Origin of the sequence: Rhodococcus sp. EPR-134 (genome assembly GCF_001647205.1) — a bacterium.
In the GTDB taxonomy this organism is placed as follows: Bacteria; Actinomycetota; Actinomycetes; order Mycobacteriales; family Mycobacteriaceae; genus Rhodococcus_F; species Rhodococcus_F qingshengii.
The window spans coordinates 13,091-35,058 of the sequence record NZ_LVCT01000284.1 but is presented as its reverse complement, the minus strand read 5'-3'; the positions used below and the strand labels follow the sequence as shown (position 1 = coordinate 35,058).

Here is a 21,968-nt window from a genome sequence, read left to right as displayed (position 1 = left end):
CACACTGCGAGGAAAGTCGTTAGCCGCAGCAGTAGTGGTGTCCATGACGATGGCGTTGGCCGCGTGTACCTCCGGTGAATCGGCGCCCGAGGTGGGCGGCAATTACGGCTCTGGCGGAACCGCCGTCGACTATCGGGAGCCGGTGAAACTGAGTAGCCGAGATGGTGTTCTCGAGGTGCGCTTGTCCGCTCATCAGGGAGTGATTCCGCTCGATACCGCTTCGGCGCCCGTGTCGAATTTTCTGCTCTTCGGGTACGAGGTCATCCGCGGTACGGCGTCGGACGGATCGACCTCGGCGAGTGACGTCTATCCGGCGCCGACTCTCCGCGTCAATCCCGGAGAGCGATTGATCATTCATTACGACAACGATTTGCAGGATCTCACGATCCAGGACTTCTACGATCCGGCATTCACACCGGCGGGCGGGGACGTGCCGATCTATCCGCCGGCGCTGACGTCGGCTCCGCTGAATCTGCACACGCACGGAGTGCACGTGAGTCCGGACGGCAATGCGGACAACGTGTTGCTCAACATTCCCGCCGGCCAGGGAAACGTGTACGACTACGCGATTCCGGGGACGATGCCGAACGGTCTGTACTGGTATCACAGTCACCGGCACACCCTCACCGCCCAGCAGACGTACATGGGCCTGGCCGGGCTACTGGAAATCGGCCGGCCGGACGGCAATCTGCCTGTCGTGACGGCAAACGACGTTCCGATTCGCGATATGGCACTGCAGTACAACTTCGTATTCGACCGCAAAGGAAAGGGCCGACAGCTCAACGACGCGAACTGGCCCCAATTCGTCAGTACGTTGACGCCACCCGCCGGTACGGAACTAGCCGACGGGACGTACCGTCCGAGCCTTGCTCCGGTGAATTTCTCGGACACCACCGAGGGCGCGCAGTATTTCACCAACTGGTATACCGGACCGTTGTCCCCGGCCAATCATCGTGGACAGAATCAATTCGTTCCAGGCAATCTGCAGAGCTTTGTGGGTGAATCGACGACTGTACCGGCCGATCCCTCACTGCCGGACAACCAACGCGATGTGCAGTACACCGTGAACGGTCAGTTCCAGCCGTCGCTGAAACTGAAGCCGGGGCAGACCGGGATCTGGGTGCTTGCCAACATCAGCGACTTTGCCTACATGCCGGTCACGTTGACGGAAACCGCAAGCGGCGCCCATCCGAAGTTCGCCATCGTAGGGCAGGACGGAAACCCGTTCGACGAGGTCAGGCCACCCGTGGATGGGGACGGAACCAGGCTGGTGATTCCGCCGGCCTCGCGATACGCAATCGCAGTGACGATGCCGGAGTCCGGCGATCTGGTGCTGGAGATGCCACCGCTCGAAGGTGCAAAACCGGTGAGCAATCCAGGCATTCTCTACACCAACAACGGTACCGACAATCCGCCCGCCGAACTCGGAACCGTCACCGTCGACCCGTCGGTGATCAGTTACGCGGACGGATTCTTCACGTTCCCGACTCAGCAGTTGATCCGTGCGACGCCAGACGAGGGTGAAGGAAAGACGACTCCCTTCGAGTTCGGACAGAAGCTCGATACCTACACCTCGTTCGTGGATACCGCAGCGATGACGCCCGACGTGACCCGCAATCTCACAGTGTCCGGTGGGTTCGGAAACGAGAAGGCCAGCAACAGCGATCCGAAGGCCTTCACCTACGAATTCGCCGACAACACGTTCCCCAACATTCCGCTGATTCAACCGCGACTGAATTCCGTTGAGGAATGGAAGATCACGAACCTCAACAACGACGAACACCCGATGCATATTCACGTCAACGACTTCCAGGTAACGGAAGTTGTGGATCCCGTCGCAGGTACCACGACGGGCGTTCAGCCCTGGGGAATCGACAACGTGAACGTGCCGGCGCCGGTGACGGACGAGAACGAGAATGCGCTGGAACCAGCATCGGTGACGTTGCGGACGAAGTTCACCGAGTACACCGGAACCTTTGTGATTCACTGCCACCGACTCAATCACGAGGACAACGGTTTGATGGCGACTGTCAACGTGATTCCCGAGGTATCGACATATGCCGTCGCGATACCTGGTTCGGCCGGCGTGCCCGCCAAGGTGCAGATATTCGATGCCAACGGCGACAAACTGATCACTGCTGTGACGCCCTTCCCGTCGTTCGAAGGCACCCCGAGTGTTGCGATGGCGGACGTGAACGGAGACATGGTGCTTGATCTGGTCGCTGGAACAGGTGCAGGCTCGGCTCCGGAAGTGGTGGCGTACAACGCAGTCGGCGGCGTGCCGTTCACCGACGAGTTGGCAAGATTCGCCCCCTTCGATGTGGGTTTCCGCGGTGGAGTGAACGTCGGCGGTGTCGACATCGACGGAAATGCACTGGCAGACAACATCATCGTTGCATCAGGCCCGGGGATGGAGTCGCAGGTCAAGATCTACTCCACCGACCTTCCGGCGGACAAGAGGTCCGCACCCGCAGAATTCGGTTCGTTCTCGCCGTACCCGGGATCGAGTAGCGGAGTCACGTTCGCAACCGGAATGGTTGACAGTCACTCCGGTCGAGCGAGCATCGTGACAGCACCCGGCGCGGGCGAGGAGCCGTTGATCAAGACGTTCCGCTACGACCTGTACGAACCGACGGCGGCTGCGCAGGGCGGCTCCGATGAACACGCAGGTCATACGGCTGGTCCTGTAATGACGTCGCAGTTCTTGGCATTCGATCAGGGCTACCGCGACGGGGTGTCTCTGTCGACGGGTTGGGTGGCCGGCGCCGAGGGCGGCGCAAAGTCGATAGTGGCAGGCATGCTCGGAGGAGAAGGATCAATCCGCGTCTTTTCGAGTGGATCGAGGCTCGACGGTGCGCCCGAGATGTACCTGGAGAGCCCAGATCATCATTCGACGGACGTGGTGTTTCGGGAAGTTGCATCCTTCGATCCGTTCGCCGGTCCAGGGACGGGTGTCGGAGTAGCCACGACGAGCACGACCACCGGCGCGGATCTCCTCGTCAGCGGCAGCGACGGAAGTGGTGCCGAAGTTCGGAAATTCACTCTCGGTCGTTCCGATCCGTCTGCGACCACATTGACACCGACACTTGCGGGAACGCTCCCTCCCTACCCCGTCGGTGGGGGAGCGCTGCCGCTCGGCGGTCGATGATCGATGTCGACAGTATGGACTGATTGCGGAGTCGGGATCTGTGCATGGAAACAGATTTTCATCGATCCTGACCCGAGAGAACCCTCAATGACGCTCTGGGACAGAGTTTGACGGCGCGTTGGGCATCCGTTTCGAGTTCGGCGGGAATGTGTGGCTCACGTCGGCGATCGTGTGGGAGTGGATATCCCCATTCGTCGCGCGTCAGCAGGGTCGGCAGCAATTCTGTGCACAGTCCTCGACCTTCACATGTAGTCCAATCGATGTGTAGGACTTTGGGCGATTTTGTGCTCATGATGCCGCTCCCATCCGTGTGTTGACCTCGCAGGCTCCTGCGGCATGCATTCGGAGATCGTGCTGGAAAACGTGAAGGGAGCTCCTCACCAATCTCACTGCCCCGTCCGGATGTTTGCATGCTCCACGCCCCTCGACCAGATCTGCCAGATATCGGATCGACTCCTGGGTATGGACCGACCCTGAGCGATAGGCAATCTCGGATAACGCGCGTGCCAGTCGGGGCATTCCGTTGATGCACGGTCCACACTGCCGAGCGCTTTGATCGGCGAGATACTCAACGATGTCGGCCGAAGTCTTCAGACCACACCTTGCGTGACCCAGTACGTGAATGACTCCGGCGCCGAGCGAAGCACCGACCGTCACCAAAGCCGTTGTTGTCATGGTGGTGGTTGGCAAGTCTTGCGCATCGATCCAACCTCCGTGAAACCCGCCGACGAGGACTGCTCTGATAGACGGAGTATCAGTACGCGCATACTGGGTCACCAACTGATCCAATGGAATTCCCATCGGGATCTCGACGACACCACTCACGGTCACATCGCCTGACAGGGTGATCAAGGTCGTCCCCGACGCGTCGCCCAGCCCTCGCGTGCGGAACCACTCGGGTCCGTATCGGGCGATGAGAGCGATGTGCGCCAGTGTCTCTACATTGTGAACCACTGTGGGTCGTCCGTTCAGCCCGGCCACGGTGCTGTGTACCGAGCGGTCTCGAGGAATGGGTGCTCGGCCTTCGATCGTTCCGACTACCGCGGATGTCTCGCCGCTGATGAATGTCTTCGGTGAAGCCACGAGTGTGACCAAAGGCTCGGTCAGCCCGGCAGTCCTTCTTTCTTTCAACGCATTCCGTACGAATTGAAGCAGTTGCGATCCTGCGTACAGATATGTTTCTTCGCTTCCGCACTCGTGTGCGACGAGTTGTAAGCCGTCGAGGACGAGGTGCGGCGCACGTTCGAGAAGAACTGCATCCTTGTCGCTGAGCGGTTCGCCTTCGCTACCGTTTGCGATAACCACAACACGCCGTCCAGTTACGGAATCGAGTTTTCGCGCAGTCGAAAATGCCGCCCCGCCTTTCCCGTGGAGACCGGCATCGGCGAGTAGGCGGCTCAAGGTACCCGGCGACGAGCGTGGGTTGTGGCCGTGGAGGGCCGTGTGGGTGGCTAGATCGGGTGAGCATGCGGCGAGAAGGCCCGCATAGGTGGATTCGGTTGTCACGTCACGTCCTTTCCATGAGGCGCAGGGTCGAGAATTCGACGAAGTCTGTCCGGAGTCGCCAGAGAACTGCTCCGGTCACCGCGACGGCCGATCCGATGGCGATGGCGAGAAACCACGTGTGTCCTGAGTCCGTTCCGTTTCCCAGTCCGTGCGCGAACGCGATCGGCCACAGAGCGTACGCGCTCCAATGAACGACGCGAAAAGTTCTGTTTCCTAGGCGATTTCGCAGTAGTCCTGTCAAGGACACCGCTAACAGAACATCGAACGCAAGGGTGCCCAGTCCGAGCCAGAAGGCACGATAGTTACCCAGGAAGGGGAAGACGAAGTCGACGAGTTTCAGTTGTGCGTACGGATCGGCCAACAGTGCCAGCATGTGTACGACTACGAGGATCACCCCGATCAAGGCGGCGTCCCTGTGCACGTTCTGCACGCCGAATCGAGGTAGTCCCGCTAGAGCTCTCCCAGACCGTGTGACGATTCCGAGAACCATCGACATCGTCATGAACACGAGAGCGGTGATACCTGTCCCTCGACCCAATGCCCACAGTGCTTCGTCCACGACTAGGGTTCCCGTCTGCCGGTGGCGACCGCATCTTCCGTCGGCCATCCGTTCAGTAGGCGGATCTCACCTGCACGGTCCACCAGTCGCACCGGTAGGCCCGTGTTCATGAGGTCCCGCGCACCTTCGAAACCTCGGACGATGCATGCGGTGCTCGCGAGGTTTGCCGACACACAACTGTCCGCGCCGACGGTGACCGTCTGCCATGCGGCATCAACGCTGGTGCCACTCCGCGGATCGACGATGTGGTGCACGTGTCTACCGTTTTGCGACCATCGACGCTTCCTGGTGCTGGATGTAGCGATGGCTGTCCCGCCTGGAATGGCGACCGTATCGGCCGGGGCGTCGTCGCCGTCTTGGACGAGAACGATCCACCCACCGTCCGGCGCCGGTCCGGCGGTAGCGATGTCTCCGCCGAGGCACACCAGGACACCGCAGTCGAGTGACATGCTGACGGCGTGCGCACATTCGTCTGCTGCGAGGGCCTTTGCCGTTGCCCCGAGGTCGAGTTGGACGCCCGAGGGAACTGTGACCTTTTGTCCGTCGAGTTTGACCGAGGTCCACTGCGGAGTAGAGACGAACGATGTCTTGATCGGCACGTCCCTGCCTTCGATCTGCGCGAAATCGCGGTCGTATCCGAGCGCGACGAGCGCTGCGCCGATGGTCGGGTCGACGGCGCCGTCCGTGCACTCGGCGCCATCGAGTGCTGTCTGGATCAGCCGGGCAAGCGTGCTACTCACTTCGACCGGTAGGCCTGTCGACTTTTCGAGAGCTCGAATCTCTGAATCGTCACGAAATCGACTGCATGCCAATTCTATTTCGAGAAGGCGCTCGTCGATTATCGACCTGGCAGATGGAATCGCCTCGGGTTTTGTCACCACGACCGTGGCTTCGAGGCCCCACACCCTCCACATGGAACTCGCGACGCTCAGGGAGGTGGTCACGATCCGGCCGATCGAGCGTGGGGAGTAGAACTTCCGCTCGAGGTCTTCGGTGCCGCCGCGGTTGAGGTAGTTTTCGATTGCGAGTTCGGAGTCGAATTGCCGCCAGGTGCACTGCTCGATTGCTTGGTTTCGTCTGTGGTCGCTGTGATCGGCGTGGCCTGCGTATCCGAATAGGCAAGTACTGTTCCGCCGACAACGCCCACGACTCCGAATGCCACGAGGGCCCCGGTGACGATTCGGGTGCGTCGAAATCCGTCTTCCGGTGTATCCATCTGATGCCTGCTCTCGAAGGTTCGATTGAGAACTCAACAATCGGCCGAGGTGCTTGTCCGGGGCTGCACGTCTGCTGTGAAGCTGCGGGGAATCGGTCGTGCCGTCGGAGAGTTCCGAGTTCCACGATCGCGGTGCAATCTTGGAGAGTTCTCAGAACGGACGTGGCAGGCTCGCAGGCATGGGCGCGAAACCACGAATTCTTCTTGTCGAGGACGACCGGCAATTGGCGGGCCTGCTTGCGGACCTCTTCGAGGAGGAAGGGCACGAGGTCGACGTGGCGCACGACGGACAAATCGGTCTGCATCTGGCGTTGACCCGCAGCTACGATGCTTTCGTTTTCGATCGTGGAGTGCCGGTCATCGACGGTGTGGAATTGCTCAGAACCCTCCGGGCGAGGGATTGCTCAGTACCGTCGTTGATCCTCACTGCTCGCGGTTCCGTTGCCGATCGAGTGGAGGGACTCGATGCCGGTGCCGAGGACTACTTGGTCAAGCCCTTCGAGATTCCCGAGTTGTTGGCTCGAATGCGTGCGCTGTTGCGTCGCCGAACGTCCATAGTGCCGATCGTGGTTGGAAGGTGGGAAATCGATCGAGTGAACCGGACGGCTACCGACACCGAGTCCGGATCGGTGACCTCGTTGTCCGAACGCGAGAGCGAACTGCTCGGGTTTCTGTGCGCATCGCCTGGGCAGGTTTTTTCTCGGACTCAGCTTCTGGGGCGTGTCTTCGGAAGTGCCGATACTCCAGGCACCGTTGACACTTATGTCCACTATCTCAGGCGGAAACTGGGCAGGGACGTCGTAGCCACCGTCCACGGACTCGGATACCGGCTCGGATCATGATTGTCCGCAGCAAAAACAAGGACAGGCAGTCGTCTGGGATCGGGTTCGGTGACGAGGTGCGTCTACGGCGAGCCGGACGTTCAGCTGCGGTCCAAGCCGCCATTGCTCTCGGTGCCGTGTTGCTGATCGTCGGAGCGGTGTCCTACGCGGGGTATGCGCGGGCACAGGATCGTCAGATTCGTTCTGCACTGACCGAGGTTGCAGCCACAGCAGACGATGCGGACGATCCGCCGCCCGGTATGTCGCTGGCCTTTCGTTCCGATGATGGGGTGGAGACCGTGAGCGCGCATGCCCCCACCGGTACCGCGGAACTCTTGGATGCGCCCGCTGGGTATTCGGATTTCACCGATGGTGACAGCAACTTCAGGGCCCTCGTCTCCGACGGTGCGGAAGGTCGCGTTGTCGTGATCGCGGCACTCGAGCCCTATGAATCAGGAAGGCAGCGATTACTTCTTGCACTCGGATTTGCCGAACTCACCGGAATTGCCGCATCTGTGGGCGTAGTGGTGTTGTTGTCCCGACGTGCGATTCAGCCACTGACACAGGCGCTCGAGTTGCAACGTCGTTTTGTCGCCGATGCATCGCACGAACTACGTGCGCCGTTGACCGTACTACACACTCGTGCACAACTTTTGGCTCGACGCGGAGACTCTCTCGAGTCTTCTGAGCTTGTTTCGCAGCTCAACGGGTTGGTGGACGACACTCGGGCCCTCGGCGAAGTCATCGAGGACCTGTTGATGGCCGCATCGATGGACGACAGCGGACAACCCCGGAATCGAGTGGACATGGCGGCAGTGTGTGAGAAGGTCCGTGACAGTGTGGCCGATCATGCTCAGAAATCTGGCGTCTCTGTCGACGTGAGCAAGGCCGGAACTGGAGAGCCAGTGGTCTTGGGGATCGAATCGGCTTTGCGCCGAGCGGTTCTCGCGCTCGTTGACAATGCGCTTGCTCACGAGCGTCCAGGAGGCCACGTCCTTCTCCGCGTCGAGCGAGATCGCGACCACGTCAGAATCCGCGTGAGCGATACGGGAATCGGAATCGAATCTGAAGCGGTTCCGATTCTGTTCGACCGATTCTCACATGGCCCGACTCAACCCGCCGGTAGCCGGCGATATGGCATCGGATTGTCCTTGGTTCGCGAGATCGCGCACGCGCACCGAGGGAAAGTCTTCGTCGAATCGACACCGGATGTCGGCTCGTCCTTCGAGATTGTGCTGCCGGTAGCTCGTTGACACCGAGCACGTTCGAGCAGGGTCCCCAGAACTCTCCAAGAAATCCTGCCTACGTTGATCGACATGGGCCTGACCACGATCGGCGGATTACCCGCTCACCCACTCCTCGTTCATTTCGTTGTCGTGTTGGTTCCGCTCTCGGCGGTTCTGGTTCTCTGCTCCGTTCTGTGGCCGAGTGCTCGGCGCAGGCTCGGGATCTTTCCACCGGCCATCGCCCTCGTCACGTTGATACTCGTACCGATCACCACCGATGCAGGTGAATGGCTCGAACACAATTCGCCTCACAGCGAGTTGATCGAGATTCACGCCGAACTCGGTGATCAACTTCTGATCTGGTCCATCGCGGTGTTCGTGTTCGCGGCGACATGGTGGGTCCTGCATACCGATAGATTCACCGAGTGGCGAGGCGCACGAACTTCACTGTCCGACAGTTCGACGCTTCTCCGAGTCGTGACAGTCGCGATAGCGGCGATCGCAGTTGTCGCGGCAGTGGGTTCGATGGTTCAGGTCTATCGCATCGGTGAGAGCGGAGCGAAGGCAGTCTGGCAGGAGCAGTCGTAGACATCCACCGAGTAAGTCCACGGCAGGAGCGCAGTGTGATGATTCGATTTCCCGGTGTCTATTCGCCTCAGTGCGATACTCGTCTTATTTCCGACGCAGTACGCGCCGAGAAGTTGGATGCGTCTTCTCAGGTTCTCGATCTGTGCTCCGGTAGTGGTGCGCTGAGTGTGTGTGCGGCCAAGGCTGGGGCGGGAACGGTTTTCGCCGTGGATATCTCACGACGTGCCGCGGTGTGCACCTGGATGAACGGGCGACTCCGCGGTCACAGAATCCACGCCCGTCACGGAGATCTCCTGACCCCGTTTCACGGTCGTCGATTCGACCTCGTCGTCTCGAACCCGCCTTATGTTCCTTCCGTGGACGACCGTGCGCCGCGCACCGGCCGTGCTCGTAGTTGGGACGGAGGCAACGACGGACGCCTGTTGCTCGATCGCATATGTGCGACGGCACCGGGTGTTCTGCAGAAGGAGGGCACGATATTGCTGATCCAGTCCGCACTCAGCGGCATCGATCGCACCGTCGAACTGTTCGCCGACAACGAACTCGATGCATCGGTGGTCTCGAGGACCTCGATTCCTTTCGGCCCGGTCTTGCTGTCGCGCAGGCGATACCTGGAGTCGATCGGCGTCATCGACCCTGACCAGGTCACTGAGGAGATCGTCGTGATCCGAGCGAGACGATGACGCCGTTGACAGCTGCACAACGCTCGTTGTGGTTCGCTCAGTCCCTTGAACCGGCGTCGCCGTTTGTCATAGCTCAGTTCGTTGATCTGAACGGTGAGCTGGACGCATCTCGGCTGGAATCATCGACAGTCGCCGCGCACCGTGAGTTCGGCGTTGCGGGCCTTCGTCTGCGTGTGACGGATGGAGTGCCCGAATTGGACGAAGACCCTGATCTGACACTGGTCGGCGGAAGGCTGGATTTCCGTCGATACGACGATCCCGTCCGTGCAGCGATGACGTGGATGAATCGAGAGTGGAGCACGGCGACTCTCGCTCCGGATACTGCCCTCACCGTCGCCAATCTGTTGCAGGTCGGCCCTCATCGCTGGTTCTGGTACTACCGTGCGCATCACATCGCACTCGACGGTTACTCCGCTGCACTTCTGATGCGCCGCACCGCCGAGATGTATCTGTCCGCTGGTCCGGTGAGGCCGGATCAGGTCGACTCGGTTGTGTCGGATCGCGTGGCGGCGGTTGCCCGCCAGGAAAGCCGATACCGAGAATCACCGCGCTGTGTCCGCGATCGAGAATTCTGGCACGAGAAACTCCGGTCAGTTCCCTCCTCTCCGGTCTTGGGAGCGAGCGCGACGGGCACTTTTCGGGGAAGTACGCTGCGAGCGAGTGGCACAGTGCCACTGTCCGATCTCTCGGCAGCAACGGTGATATCGGCGTTCGCGTCATACGTGGCACTGATGTGTGGTGTCGACGACCTGTGTTTGTCTCTGCCGGTGTCCGGGCGAGTGACTGCTGCGTCGAGATCGTTGCCGGGCGCGATGTCGAACGTGGTTCCTCTGGTACTTCGCGGCGTGGGTGCATCGACACCCTCCTCGGCGGTATGCGTTGTCGAGAGCGCACTGAGCGAGGCACTTCGGCACCAACGTTACCGCCGGGAGGACATGTCCGCTCTGACTGACGGTCGACGGCAGTCAAGAGTGCAATCTTTCGGTCCGGTCGTCAACGTCATGTTGTTCGACAGGGCCCTGAGCTTGGGCGCGGTACGAGGTCACGTCGAGATACTCACGACCGGACCGATCGACGATATCGCGCTGAACGTCTACCCCGGTTACACAGGGAACATTCGCGTCGATCTCGAGGCCAACGGTGCGCTGTACAGCTCTGCCGAACTTTCTGCCCATCATGATCGATTCGTTCGGTTTCTCGAGGTATTCGTCGACACGCCGCCGGATCATCCTGCTCCGTCCCTGTGGACGGATGCCGAGCTGGGAGCCACGAGTCCGGCGCGTGGCGAGCCTTCGATCGAGCCCAGAAGTCTTGATTCTCTTCTGCGTTCCGCAGTGCACCGGGCTGTCGATTCGGTTGCCATCACCGACGGTGACAGATCGTGGACCTACGGGCACCTCGATCGGATGGCGGGACTCTGGAGTCGGCATTTGAAGTCCGTCGATGTGGGCCCCGATGATGTTGTCGTCGTGGCGATCCCGCGATCCATCGAATCGGTCCTGGCAATGTGGGCTGTGGCGCGTGTAGGAGCCACATACGTACCGATCGATCCGGCCCACCCCGCCGAACGGGTCGTGGACATGCTCGGTGTATGCAAACCAAGGATCGGGCTCACGACTTTCGGGATGCGGCGTTCGTTGCCGTACGACCTCGAGTGGCTGTTCTTGGACTGTGACCCCGATGCTTTCGCGCCGTCCTTCGACCCCGAGCCCGCACATGCCGATCATCGGGCTTACATGATCTTCACCTCCGGCTCCACGGGCCGGCCCAAAGCGGTGTCGGTCACTCACCGTGGCCTGGCCAATTTGGCTACCGACATTCGCGAGAAATACGAGCTCGATTCACGCTCTGTCGTAATGCATTGTGCTTCAACCAGTTTTGACACCTCTGTCGTAGAGATGCTCGCTCCCGCTCTGTTCGGCGCCTCGTCGGTGATCTGCCCACCCGAGACCGTTGGTGGATTCGAGCTGGAAGACCTCATCTGCCGTCGTGCCGTGACACATCTACTCGTAACACCTTCGGCGCTCGCAACATTGGCTCCGGAACGGGTGCCCGGCTTGAAATTCCTGATAGTCGGTGGCGAGAAATTACCGCACGAACTGATGCGCCGGTGGGCGCCGTTCGTGCGTGTTCGAAGCGCGTACGGCCCTACCGAGGCGACATGCAGTGTCACCATCACCGACGTCTTGAACGTCGACGATCGTGTGACACTCGGGCGGCTCATGCACGGAGTCGAGGCGGTGGTTCTCGACGCATCGCTCGAGCCGTTGTCCACAGGGGCCGCGGGGGAGCTCTACCTGTCGGGGCCTGGTTTGGCCAGAGGGTACGAGGGTGGAGCGGGTGAGACGGCTGCGCGTTTCGTTGCGTCCACACTTTCAGCGGGGCATCGTATGTTCCGAAGCGGCGATCGGGTCCGATGGACAGACGACGCCCAACTCGAATTCCTCGGTCGCACAGACGATCAGGTGAAGGTGCGTGGGCGCCGAATCGAACTCGGTGAGATCGATTCCGTCCTGTACGGCCACCCGTCGGTGGAGTTCGCCACGACGTTGGTCCGCGATCTGGCCAATGGTTCGCCGGCGCTGGTGAGTTACGTGAAACTGCATTCGGGAATGCTCGACTCGGACGTGAGTATCGAACGCCTTCTGACTCAGAAGTTGCCGGAATACATGATCCCGGTCGTCGTTATTCGAATCGACGCGGTTCCGCTCACCACGAACAGGAAAGTCGATCGGGGCGCGCTCCCCGCTCCCACCTTCGAGCGGAGAGAAGCGGTACGGGTCGCAACACCGATCGAGGCCCGCATCATCCGTACCTTCGAGGGAGTGCTCGGGGCCAGCGAGATCGGCCACAGCGATTCGTTTTTCGATCTCGGGGGAGACTCATTGTCTGCAACTCGCGTGATCGGCCGCCTCAACGCTGAGTTCGGCATCAACCTCGGTGTTCGGGATCTGTTCGACTCGCCGAGCGCCGCCGCGCTCGCGAGTTCCTTCGGCCAACACGTCGGGTGGGTGCCACCGTTGGAACAGGCCGGCGACGCCTCGACGCCGCTGCTCTCACCTGCACAGGAATACATCGGTCGAGAACTCACCTCGCCTGCTCTGTACAACCTGCCCTTCACAATTCGCGTGCGTGGCAGACTCGACCACGACGCGTTGGCTTCGGCCGTGCAGGACGTAATGGTCAGGCACGAAACACTTCGAACCGTGTATCCGGATGTCTCGGGTTCGCCGCGCCCGCTAGTGGTGAATCCGGACCGGATTCCGCGCGGACTTCAAGTGGTCGAAGGGAATTCGAGCGATGCAGAATCGATCGTTCACCAGACGCTCTCTCGGGGTTTCGATGTGCGTTCCGAGATCCCCATTCGCTTGATCGTGTGTGCATACGGTCGGGACGATCATCTGTTGGCGGCGGTTGTCCATCACATTGCGGCAGATGGATGGTCTCTCGCCATTCTCGCGCGCGACTTGTCCGTCGCGTACGAGGTTCGGGCGCGGAATACGCACCCGACGTGGCCGGAGACCGCGGTGCGGTACTCGGACTACGCCATGTGGCGCACGGAAATTCTGGGAGCGCAGGGGGCGCCTACCGACCTCGCTGTCGGTCAACTCGAGCATTGGGCGAGGGTTCTCGACGGGGCACCGAGTGAGAATTCTCTGCCACTCGACCACGCTCGACCCTCGATGTGGACATTCGGGGCCGGGCGAGTCGAATTCTTGCTCGATCCTGAGACTCATCGCGGGCTGAGTATGTCTGCAAAGCGAGCCGAGACCGGGTTGTTCACCGTCGTTCACGCCGTCTTAGCGGCGACACTGAGTGCTCTGTCCGGTGACCACGACATCATCGTCGGTAGCCCGGTCGCAGGCCGGGGCCATCCGAAACTCGACGACCTCGTGGGCATGTTCGTGAACACACTCGTGCTTCGCACATACGTCGACGTTTCGGCGGACTTCGACTCTCTTGTCGCCGAGTGCCGCCGAGTAGAACTGTTGGCGCACGATCACAGCGATGTGCAGTTCGAGCGACTGGTCGACTATCTCGATCCTCCTCGTCATGCGTCGCTGCATCCGTTCTTCCAGGTGGCAATGTCGTTCGAGAACTTCCCTGCCGCAGTGCTCGAATCCGACGGGCTTACCTTCGAGGTCACGCCGCGGCCACTCGACATCGCCAAGTGTGACCTTCATTTTCACTTTGCCGAAGTGTTCGACGAAACCGGTGAACTCGCCGGGATCGAGGCGGCACTCGTCTACTCCGCCGATCTCTTCGACGCAGCGACCGCCACCCTCTTCGCCAAGACTCTGTCCGCAACCGCAGATGCTCTCGTGAGGAGTCCGGATGCGCCGCTGCACGCGCTGGACACGAGATCGTGACGGTCAGCGTGCGGTGTATTCCGGAGTGCAGACATGTTTGTGGATTCCCCGCGAGAGTTCCGCGACGGTCTCGGTCAGTGCCGTGTTCGCCTCGATCAACTGTCGGAGTTGATTGGTGTTGTCGAGGGTATGAACCGCGACTTCACTACTGATGGCATCCGCCCGTTTCGCCGAGATCAACAGAATTGCTCCCTGCATGCCGGCAAGCATCGACAAAAATAGATTCAGCAGAATGAACGGGTAGGGATCGAAACCGGTATTGCCGTTGAACCCTGCCCAGATTCCCATGATCGCGACGAACACGAAGACGAACGGCCACGACCCCATACCGTTGCGGACCACATCGGCCGCACGTTCTCCGCGGGTCAGCTCCGAACCCGTACGGACTGCGGGATGCAGATGCCACCGATTCTTGTTTCCGAGTCTCATGGTCCTGCGTCTCATGGTTCACCATTGTGCGCTTGCCGCTGGTCGTGTTCAGTTCAGGTCGACCATCCTCGGCATTCTTTCGGTCACGAGCGCGGTCTCCCCGCAGCGTATCCACCGTCGACGACAAATTCTGTGCCGGTGGTGTACGTCGCTTCGCTGACGATGAAGCGCACTGTCGATGCTATCTCGTTCGGACTTCCGAGACGCGGGATAGGCTGATCGGCGACGAAGGGCAAACCGCCGAAATCATTTGTCGCTGAGCCTTGTATCGGTCCGGGGTGAACGGAACATACTCGCACGTCGTTGCCGCACAGGTCGAGGGCCGCCGCCTTAGTAAGCCCTCGAAGGCCCCATTCGCTGGCAACGTAAGCACCCATTCCCTGGTATCCGGTCAGACCCGCTGTGGAGGAGATGTTCACGATTGCACCTCCGCCCGCGGTTGTCAGGGACTTTGCAGCACAGTGTATTCCGAGCCATGCCCCGTACAGGTTGGTATTGAGGACATGTTTGAACTGTGTGGGGCGTTGTAGTTGCACGCTTCCCGACTCGATGATTCCGGCATTGTTGACGAGGACGGACAGATGTCCGAAAGTTGACTCGGCTGTGTCGATGGCGGATTCCCAACTCTCCGGTTGTGTCACGTCGAGACGCTGGAACGCCACGCGGTCACCGAGTTTCGATGCTGTGGCGTTTCCTTCTCCTTCGAGGAGGTCGCCGATGAGGACTCCGAAGCCTTCTTCGGACAGGGCTTTGGCGATGGCCGCACCGACCTGGCTCGCTCCTCCGGAAATGAGAGCGCTTCTTCCGTTGTGGTCGGTCATGCGTAGCCCCTCAGTTGAAGTTGTCCGCCTTGCTGTCGAGATAGCTGATGATGCGTTGCCGCGCGAGTCGTTCGCTGAGTTCAGGTCGGGCTTGCGGCGTTGTCCAGGACAGATCGTCGAGGCAGCCTGTCACGACGATGTTGATGCATTCCGCCGAGATGAGTCCCTTGAACTCCGCGACGAGTCGATTGACTGTGGCGGAGTATTGGTTGCGGTCCGAGGGCGACTTCGGTGGTGATTGGGGTTCGAGGTGCGTTGTCACGTGTTCTGGTCCTTCTGGCGGGTGGGGGACGGCATGATCAGCAACGGGCAGGACGCTGTGTGCATGAGACGGCGACTCGTCGAGCCGAGTAGCATCGACGAGAATCCGCCCCGTCCTCGCCGTCCCACGAGTACGAGTCGCGCCGATTTCGATTCGATTTCCAATTGCCTTGCAGGATTGTCACGTACGACGACACATCGAACGGCGACGTCGGGGTACTCCTGCCTCCACCCCGCAAGCCTTTCCGCCAAGACCGCATGCTCGGCGGTTGAGATCGTGTCCCAGTCCAGCGATACACCGTCAGGATCGGAGCGAAACACGGTTGTAAGGTCGGAGTCGCTCCAGGCATGGACTGCAGTTAGCTCCACTCCGTGGATTGAAGCGGCCTCGAACGCTTCGGCAATCGCGGGTTCGCTGTTCTCTGTCCCGTCGATACCCACCACTATCGGGCCGCTCATCTGCGGCTGTTTCGAATTCGGGACGTTTCGGATGACTGCGACAGGCACGTTCGAATGGAGAACCACTGCCGCGCTGACGGAGCCGAGTATCGCGTCGGCGAATTGATTGAGCCCGTGCGATCCGACGACAAGCATCGCAGCCGTGCGGGCTTCGTCAAGGAGTACTTCTACACCGTTTCCGAATCTCAGCTTGTCGACGATCTGTAATTCTCTGTCTCCCAGCGTCGCTGCGGACAGCAGCGCCTCGGAACGAGCTGTGGAGAGTCGTTCGCGACCAACAGTTCGTTGGTCTGGAAACCGTGGTGCACCGAGTTTGACAGCACCGCCGAAAGTGTCTGCGTCGTCAGGCATCACGGACAGTAAGTGGAGCGGTCGAGTGCGAAGTACGGCTTCTCGGGCCGCCCATCGAACTGCGGACAGCGCCGGCGCCGACCCGTCGACACCCACCACGATTGGTGCTCCGCGGTTCATGACGTTTCCTCTGATTCGAAATCCCGTGTGGTGCGAGCTGCCTCGCGGATCGACTCAGCCCAGGAGCGAACCGAAGCCCAATCCCGGAAGTCGCCTTCGGGCGCGTGAACGACTCGTACGGCCACTCGTTCACCGAACCCCAATCCTTCGCGGTCGAGTTTGCCTGCGAACGATTTGTGTTCGACTGCACCGGTCTTCTCCATCAAGGTGGCGATGTCGGATGGAACACCGGTCGTGGATTCGCCGGAACCGATCGGTCCCGAGGAGAACAGCCAAACCTGGCGAAGCCGCAATGCATCCGAGAAGCGTTTGGTGAATTCCTCTGCGTCCTTCATCCAGTGCCCCATATAGATCGCGCTCCCGAGAACTATCGTGTCGTACTCGGTGAGTTCGAGAACGTCGTCAGGCTGGCGGCGGTCGGCGTCCATTCCGCTCTCTCGTAGGGATTTTGCGAGAAAATCTGCGATTTCGCTTGTCGAACCGTGGCGGCTTGCGGCCGTGACCAGTGTCTTCATCCAATGCTCCGCTCGGGAATCAACAGGGCGATTGCTCACGTGCACTCGCCGTGCTCGGGTGATCGTGATTCGAATTGTGCCGGGGTCAGGACTTCCTGGTCAGGGCCGCGAGGTGCACGAAAAAGGGTCTTTCGGCCTTCTGATCCGTGTGCCGCCGACACCTGTGGTGGTGGTTGTTGTGGGCTAGCGTCGACGGCAGGTAGCGACTCGACCGGTACGGCTGCTCAGGAGGCCCGGGAATGAATCAACCGAAAACTGCGAGTTTGGTGAGCGAGGCCGGGGATACGGTGACGGTCTCAGGGGAAGGGAGCACAGTCAGATCGTTCCCGGTCGGGGTATGGATGCTGACAGACGGTCGGCGCGTGGTGATCGTTGGTGAAGGTGGACCACTGTCGACGGCGACCGTCGACGGCAGCGCCCTGGTGGCTGCGGTACATGCGCGATGGCCTGGCGCTGTCGTGCTCGAGAGGACGCCTGTCACGGGCAGCGCTGCTGACCCGAGAGCGTATTCGGCCAGGTATGTCGAGGTTCGCGATGACGGTTCCCACGGCGAGCCTGCGTATGCGGATCTATCCGACGCCGGGTTCGCCCTGGGGCCGTCGATCGACGCCTCCTGACTGCCCCGCTGTTCGGACCCCTAGCTGTCCGGACCTCCTACTTATCCGAACTCACGGTGACCGAGGAGCCTGCAGCAAGTGTGTAGCTGGTGTCGTGGATCGAAAGCTCGATCGGTGGGATATCTTTTGTCTCCGATGCCACAGTCACATCCGAATGGGTGCACTGGATTCGAAGACGGTGGCCACGGTAACAGATCGTGAAGGCAAGTTCAGGCAGCTCGAGGGGTAATTGCGGATGCAGCCACAGAATATCGTCCCGGAAGTCGAGCCCTGTGTAGCAGCGTTCGAGAATATCGATCGCGCCCGCCATCGCGCCGAGATGGATTCCTTCCCTGGTACTTCCGCTCCGAGCGTCGGACAGATCCGCGGCCAGGGCATCGCGGAGCATGGCCCACGACTGTGATCGGTTGCCTCGCACAAGGACCCATGTGTGGGAAATTCGGCTCAGTGTCGAACCGTGCGTCGTGCGCTCGAGGTAGTAATCGATCATCTCCGGGATCACGGAGGGATCGAACTCGTACCCCAATCGTGTGATCAACTCGGTCAGTTCCTCCGCGGTGAAGACGTAGAGCAACATGAGGATGTCTGCCTGTTTCGAGGCCTTGTAGTGGATCGGCGAGTCTCCCTCTGCCTCGAGTATGAGATCCAGGCGCCCGATGTCCCCGTATCGTGACCGGTAGTCGGCCCAATCCAGCTCGGTCAACGCGCCGAAACCCTCGAATTGACTGATCAGGCCGTTGTCGAGGAAAGTCAGGCGCAGTCGCCTACTCAGTCGGTCCCACGACACCAACTCCTTGTCGCTCACATCGAGGCGCCCAGGGAAGTATCGGTTGTCATTGCGGAGTACCCGAACCGCCTCGACCGCACGTATGAGCGACCATTCCGTCATGACGTTCACGTATGCGTTGTTGTCGATCCCGGTGCCGGGGCGGTCGGGATAGCCGTCATGGAATTCATCTGGGCCCATGACACCGCGGATATCGTATCTGTCGTTGCTCGCGTCGTATTCGGACTTTGCCATCCAAAATCGCGCATTCTCGATGAGTAGATCGACCCCGTGACGAGCGAGAAATTCCAGATCGGTTGTCGTTTGCCAATATCGCCAGACATTGTGGGCGATTGCGAGGTTGACGTGGTACTGGCGACGAGAGTGATCGGGCATCCAGTGGGCAGACCTGGGGTTGAAGAGGAAGGGCGGTGTTTCTTCTCGACCGTCGCTGCCGCTTTGCCAGGGACAGAGAGCGCCGCGCAGATTCAGGCCTCGGGCGTTTCGGTGCGCCTGGGCCAATCGTCTGCACCGATAGAGCAGCAAGGACGATGTCAACTCCGGAAGGCGGCGCGTCAGGATTGGCATAACGAACAATTCGTCCCAGAAGACGTGACCGCGGTATGCCTCGCCATGGAGTCCTCGTGCGGGAACTCCGACGTCGAGATCTGTTGTGTGGGTCGACAGTGTCTGAAGTACGTGAAGGAGTAGTACGTTCGTCGCCAGAGCAGAGGAGTCTTCTGTAGCGAGGGTAATGGCGAATTGGTGCCAGAGTCCGTCCCAAGCGGCGCAGTGGCGTCGAAACAGTGCGTCGTGGTTCTCTGCTTCCTGGACTCGTTGCCACGCGGCGGACTTCGGGTCGAGAGTTGATTTATCGCGAGAGGTGAAGAGCGCCGACGTCTTCTCGATGGTGACGGGTTTGGCGACGGTGATTCGGCAGCGGATGACCTGCACGATTCCAGTGTGGTCTGTGTTCACGTGGCGGTGGTGTTGCGTGATTGATCCGTCGATGTCGGCTAGGCGGAGACGCTCGGCTTGGGTGATTCGAATGTGGGAGTTAGTGGTTTGGACCGTTGCGGAAATGCATTGGTCGTCGACGGTGTCCAAAGCGAGGACTTCGAGGTGTTTTTTGGCCAGTTTCGAATAGTCCGGAACATTGTTGTTGACGACGTCGGTGGTGATGCCGGATCTGATGTCGATTGTTCCATCCCAGTTTTCGGCTGCGACGGTCATGGTGATCGCGGCTACGTGTGGATCGTCCATCGATACGATCCGGCGTTGTCGAATTCGAGTGACGCGACCGCGCGTATCGCGGAATACACTTTCTCTGGAACAGATTCCGTGCTCGAGATCGACTGCTTCGTGGTGGTGCGTGACAAGCGTTGATTGGGATTGGAGCAGTTCTCCGTCAGGTCCTGTGACGGTAAATGTCGTCCAGTCCGGCAGATTGACCGCGCTTTCGTCCTCGCGTAAGTGTCCGTCCATATCCGAGGTGAGTCGGTTGTAGCACCCCGCGACATATGTGCCGGGATAGTGGAGGCCGTCGTCGTGGGACTCAGACAACGCGCCTCTCGTGGCAAAGTAGCCATTTCCCATGGTCGACATGGTCTCGCGTAGGCCAGTGGCGCTCGGGTCGATCCCGCGATATTCGAGTGTGGAGTTGGGCTCATTTCCTGATATACAGAGTCGGCATCCAGGATCGTGGTTATCGCCTTCGCGCGTTGTGGCCGTGACGAAGTGGAAGGCGACCTCGCCGATGGCGGTGACGGCGAGGTCGGCGCCGTTCTCGGTGAGAGAGTCGAGATTTTCGCTTGGACCAAGACCGATTCGCAGACCGAATCCACCGGATCGGGCGGCGCGGATTCCAGCGATCGAGTCTTCGACGACGACGCATTCGGCTGGCGGGATCGACAGTCTTCGTGCGGTTTCCAGATAGGTGTCTGGATCCGGCTTGCCGTCCAACCCGAGTAGTGCAATGTCGGCGCCGTCGAGTCGGATGTCGAAATAGTCAGAGACACAGGCGATCTCGAGTACTCGTCGCGCGTTTTTGCTTGCCGACACCACAGCAGTGAGTACGCCGGCGGCGCGTAGTTGCTGAACCCACCTCACGGTCGGGGCGATCACCCCGACTCCTTCTCGTTCGAGTTCCGCGAGGAAGAATCGGTTTTTGCGCTCGAGGAGATTATTGACGGTAGTGGCATCGGGAGGATCGTCGGGATGCCCCAGGGGAAGTTCGATTTTCCGCGATTCGAGGTATGACCGGAGGCCCTTCTGTCTTTCTTTGCCGTCGATGAATTCTCGATAGTCCTCGTCGTCGAGTTCCACATCGCCGACGTCGTCGTGCGCGCTCAATTCGTGAAACAGGCGCCCCCAGGCGGCTCGATGGGTATGTCGGGTGTCGGTCACGACACCGTCCATGTCGAACAAGACAGCGCGAAAGACGCGTCTACGAATGATCACCGACGCGTGTTCGGAGGTCGCCGCGCGCCAGATAGTCATGGCACCAGCACTGCTGCGCCCGTGACTCGATCTGCCGCCAAGTCTTCCAGTGCCCGATTCGCTCCGCTGAGTGGATAGGGCATGGTGCTGACGTGGAGGTGATGATTGTCCGCGAATTCGAGAAACTCCTGTGCATCTCGCCTGGTGTTCGAAGTTACCGATCGAACCTCGCGTTCGTAGAACAGGTGCTTCTGGTAGTTCAGTGCAGGTACATCCGTGAGGTGTATTCCGGCGATTGACAGGACGCCGGCTCGGTCCAGTGCTTCGAGGGCAGTGGGAACGAGATCGCCGACTGGCGCGAAAAGGATTGCCGAATCGAGCAGTTCCGGTGGATGGTCGTATGCACCTTGCACCGATGCGGCTCCGAGATCGTGGGCCAGTTCGCGCGCGGATTTGCTGCGCGTCATCACATGCACCTGTGCGCCTCGAGCAAGTGCGACCTGCGTCGCAAGGTGTGCACTTGCGCCGAAACCGTAAACTCCCAGCCGCCCACCTTCCGGCAGGTCGGCACGCTCGAGCGCACGGAATCCGATGATTCCCGCACAGAGTAGCGGTGCGAGTTCGTCGTCCGTATACCCAGACGGGAGTTTGAGTGCGAATGCTTCTGATATAGAAGTATATTCGGCAAATCCACCGTTGACATCCCAGCCGGTATAGGTGGAGTTCGGGCACAGGTTCTCAGCGCCGCGTAGGCAGTAGCGACACACACCGCACGTCGAATGAAGCCACGGAATCCCCACACGGTTACCGGGCTTGAAGGCGTCGACAGCCGTCCCGACCGCCTCGACGAGCCCGACAACTTCGTGACCCGGTACGACGTTGCGTCGGTGAACCGGAAGGTCGCCTACGGCGACGTGGAGGTCGGTGCGGCACACTCCGCACGCGAGAACACGGACCAGTAGTTCATTCGCGCCGATTTCCGGGCGGGGGACCAGTCGCCTGACAAGTGGATGCGTCCCGAGCGAACCGGGGGCGTCGACATGCCACGACATCATCCACTCGTCGGAGGGCGT

19 protein-coding genes are annotated in these 21,968 nt (G+C 60.4%); 7 read left to right on the top strand and 12 right to left on the bottom strand.

The genetic code is table 11. The annotated features are described in order from the left end of the window. The first annotated feature begins 43 nt into the window (after window positions 1–43). A complete protein-coding gene (locus tag A2J01_RS12985) occupies window positions 44–3,148 on the top strand; it encodes a multicopper oxidase family protein (RefSeq protein WP_197494213.1) in 3,105 nt (1,034 codons plus the stop codon). Window positions 3,149–3,206: 58 nt separating this feature from the next. Here A2J01_RS12985 and A2J01_RS35090 read toward each other — a convergent pair whose 3' ends face one another. The 5 genes from A2J01_RS35090 to A2J01_RS12965 are packed head-to-tail and all read right to left on the bottom strand — an operon-like array spanning window position 3,207 to window position 6,429. Then, window positions 3,207–3,440, bottom strand: a complete 234-nt coding sequence (locus tag A2J01_RS35090) for a ferredoxin (RefSeq protein WP_082900857.1) — start codon at window positions 3,438–3,440, stop codon at window positions 3,207–3,209. Next, entirely contained in the window at window positions 3,437–4,654 is a 1,218-nt protein-coding gene (locus A2J01_RS12980; RefSeq protein ID WP_231915780.1) for an NADH-ubiquinone oxidoreductase-F iron-sulfur binding region domain-containing protein, read from the bottom strand. Before A2J01_RS12980 ends, A2J01_RS35090 begins: the two co-directional genes overlap by 4 nt. Window position 4,655: 1 nt before the next feature. Then, window positions 4,656–5,213: a ferric reductase-like transmembrane domain-containing protein gene (locus A2J01_RS12975; protein ID WP_021333648.1), complete on the bottom strand. Its 558-nt coding sequence runs from the start codon at window positions 5,211–5,213 to the stop codon at window positions 4,656–4,658. A 2-nt stretch (window positions 5,214–5,215) separates the two neighbouring features. Next, complete coding sequence (locus A2J01_RS12970; RefSeq protein WP_064112857.1) at window positions 5,216–6,127, bottom strand: FAD:protein FMN transferase; 912 nt, start codon at window positions 6,125–6,127, stop codon at window positions 5,216–5,218. A 26-nt stretch (window positions 6,128–6,153) separates the two neighbouring features. After that, the gene (locus A2J01_RS12965) at window positions 6,154–6,429 is read right to left on the bottom strand and encodes a hypothetical protein (RefSeq protein ID WP_021333646.1); all 276 of its coding nucleotides are present in this window, start codon (window positions 6,427–6,429) and stop codon (window positions 6,154–6,156) included. Window positions 6,430–6,608: 179 nt separating this feature from the next. Here A2J01_RS12965 and A2J01_RS12960 point away from each other — a divergent pair, with 179 nt between their 5' ends. The 5 genes from A2J01_RS12960 to A2J01_RS12940 all read left to right on the top strand — a co-directional run bounded on the left by A2J01_RS12960 (window position 6,609) and on the right by A2J01_RS12940 (window position 14,117). Beyond that, window positions 6,609–7,271, top strand: a complete 663-nt coding sequence (locus A2J01_RS12960; protein ID WP_031331629.1) for a response regulator transcription factor — start codon at window positions 6,609–6,611, stop codon at window positions 7,269–7,271. After that, on the top strand, window positions 7,268–8,503 hold the full coding sequence (locus tag A2J01_RS12955) for a sensor histidine kinase (protein WP_082900856.1): 1,236 nt from the start codon (window positions 7,268–7,270) through the stop codon (window positions 8,501–8,503). The genes A2J01_RS12960 and A2J01_RS12955 overlap by 4 nt, the downstream gene beginning before the upstream one ends. 63 nt (window positions 8,504–8,566) lie before the next feature. Then, window positions 8,567–9,064 carry a DUF2231 domain-containing protein gene (locus tag A2J01_RS12950; protein WP_021333643.1) on the top strand — a complete coding sequence of 166 codons (498 nt, stop codon included), beginning with the start codon at window positions 8,567–8,569 and terminating at the stop codon, window positions 9,062–9,064. A gap of 35 nt (window positions 9,065–9,099) precedes the next feature. Further along, on the top strand, window positions 9,100–9,747 hold the full coding sequence (locus A2J01_RS12945; RefSeq protein ID WP_064112849.1) for a HemK2/MTQ2 family protein methyltransferase: 648 nt from the start codon (window positions 9,100–9,102) through the stop codon (window positions 9,745–9,747). Next, entirely contained in the window at window positions 9,744–14,117 is a 4,374-nt protein-coding gene (locus A2J01_RS12940) for a non-ribosomal peptide synthetase (protein ID WP_064112848.1), read from the top strand. The genes A2J01_RS12945 and A2J01_RS12940 overlap by 4 nt, the downstream gene beginning before the upstream one ends. 3 nt (window positions 14,118–14,120) lie before the next feature. On the opposite strand, the gene A2J01_RS12935 is transcribed toward A2J01_RS12940, so the two are convergent. From A2J01_RS12935 to A2J01_RS12915, 5 genes are all read right to left on the bottom strand, one after another. After that, complete coding sequence (locus A2J01_RS12935) at window positions 14,121–14,561, bottom strand: DUF1003 domain-containing protein (RefSeq protein ID WP_231915779.1); 441 nt, start codon at window positions 14,559–14,561, stop codon at window positions 14,121–14,123. Window positions 14,562–14,629: 68 nt separating this feature from the next. Beyond that, window positions 14,630–15,367 carry an SDR family oxidoreductase gene (locus A2J01_RS12930; protein ID WP_054187198.1) on the bottom strand — a complete coding sequence of 246 codons (738 nt, stop codon included), beginning with the start codon at window positions 15,365–15,367 and terminating at the stop codon, window positions 14,630–14,632. Window positions 15,368–15,377: 10 nt separating this feature from the next. Further along, on the bottom strand, window positions 15,378–15,629 hold the full coding sequence (locus A2J01_RS12925) for a hypothetical protein (protein WP_054187199.1): 252 nt from the start codon (window positions 15,627–15,629) through the stop codon (window positions 15,378–15,380). After that, window positions 15,626–16,558 (bottom strand): universal stress protein, encoded by a 933-nt coding sequence (locus A2J01_RS12920; protein ID WP_064112847.1) that lies wholly within the window; start codon window positions 16,556–16,558, stop codon window positions 15,626–15,628. The genes A2J01_RS12925 and A2J01_RS12920 overlap by 4 nt, the downstream gene beginning before the upstream one ends. Then, window positions 16,555–17,073 (bottom strand): flavodoxin domain-containing protein, encoded by a 519-nt coding sequence (locus A2J01_RS12915; RefSeq protein ID WP_054187201.1) that lies wholly within the window; start codon window positions 17,071–17,073, stop codon window positions 16,555–16,557. The genes A2J01_RS12920 and A2J01_RS12915 overlap by 4 nt, the downstream gene beginning before the upstream one ends. A 239-nt stretch (window positions 17,074–17,312) precedes the next feature. On the opposite strand from A2J01_RS12915, the gene A2J01_RS12910 reads away from it, so the two are divergent. Further along, complete coding sequence (locus A2J01_RS12910; RefSeq protein ID WP_054187202.1) at window positions 17,313–17,690, top strand: hypothetical protein; 378 nt, start codon at window positions 17,313–17,315, stop codon at window positions 17,688–17,690. Between the two features lie 37 nt (window positions 17,691–17,727). Here the strand turns inward: A2J01_RS12910 and A2J01_RS12905 are convergent, their stop codons facing one another. Next, window positions 17,728–20,955 (bottom strand): HAD-IA family hydrolase, encoded by a 3,228-nt coding sequence (locus tag A2J01_RS12905; RefSeq protein WP_064112846.1) that lies wholly within the window; start codon window positions 20,953–20,955, stop codon window positions 17,728–17,730. Beyond that, window positions 20,952–21,950, bottom strand: a complete 999-nt coding sequence (locus A2J01_RS12900) for a zinc-binding alcohol dehydrogenase family protein (RefSeq protein WP_054187217.1) — start codon at window positions 21,948–21,950, stop codon at window positions 20,952–20,954. Before A2J01_RS12900 ends, A2J01_RS12905 begins: the two co-directional genes overlap by 4 nt. Between the last annotated feature and the right edge of the window lie 18 nt (window positions 21,951–21,968).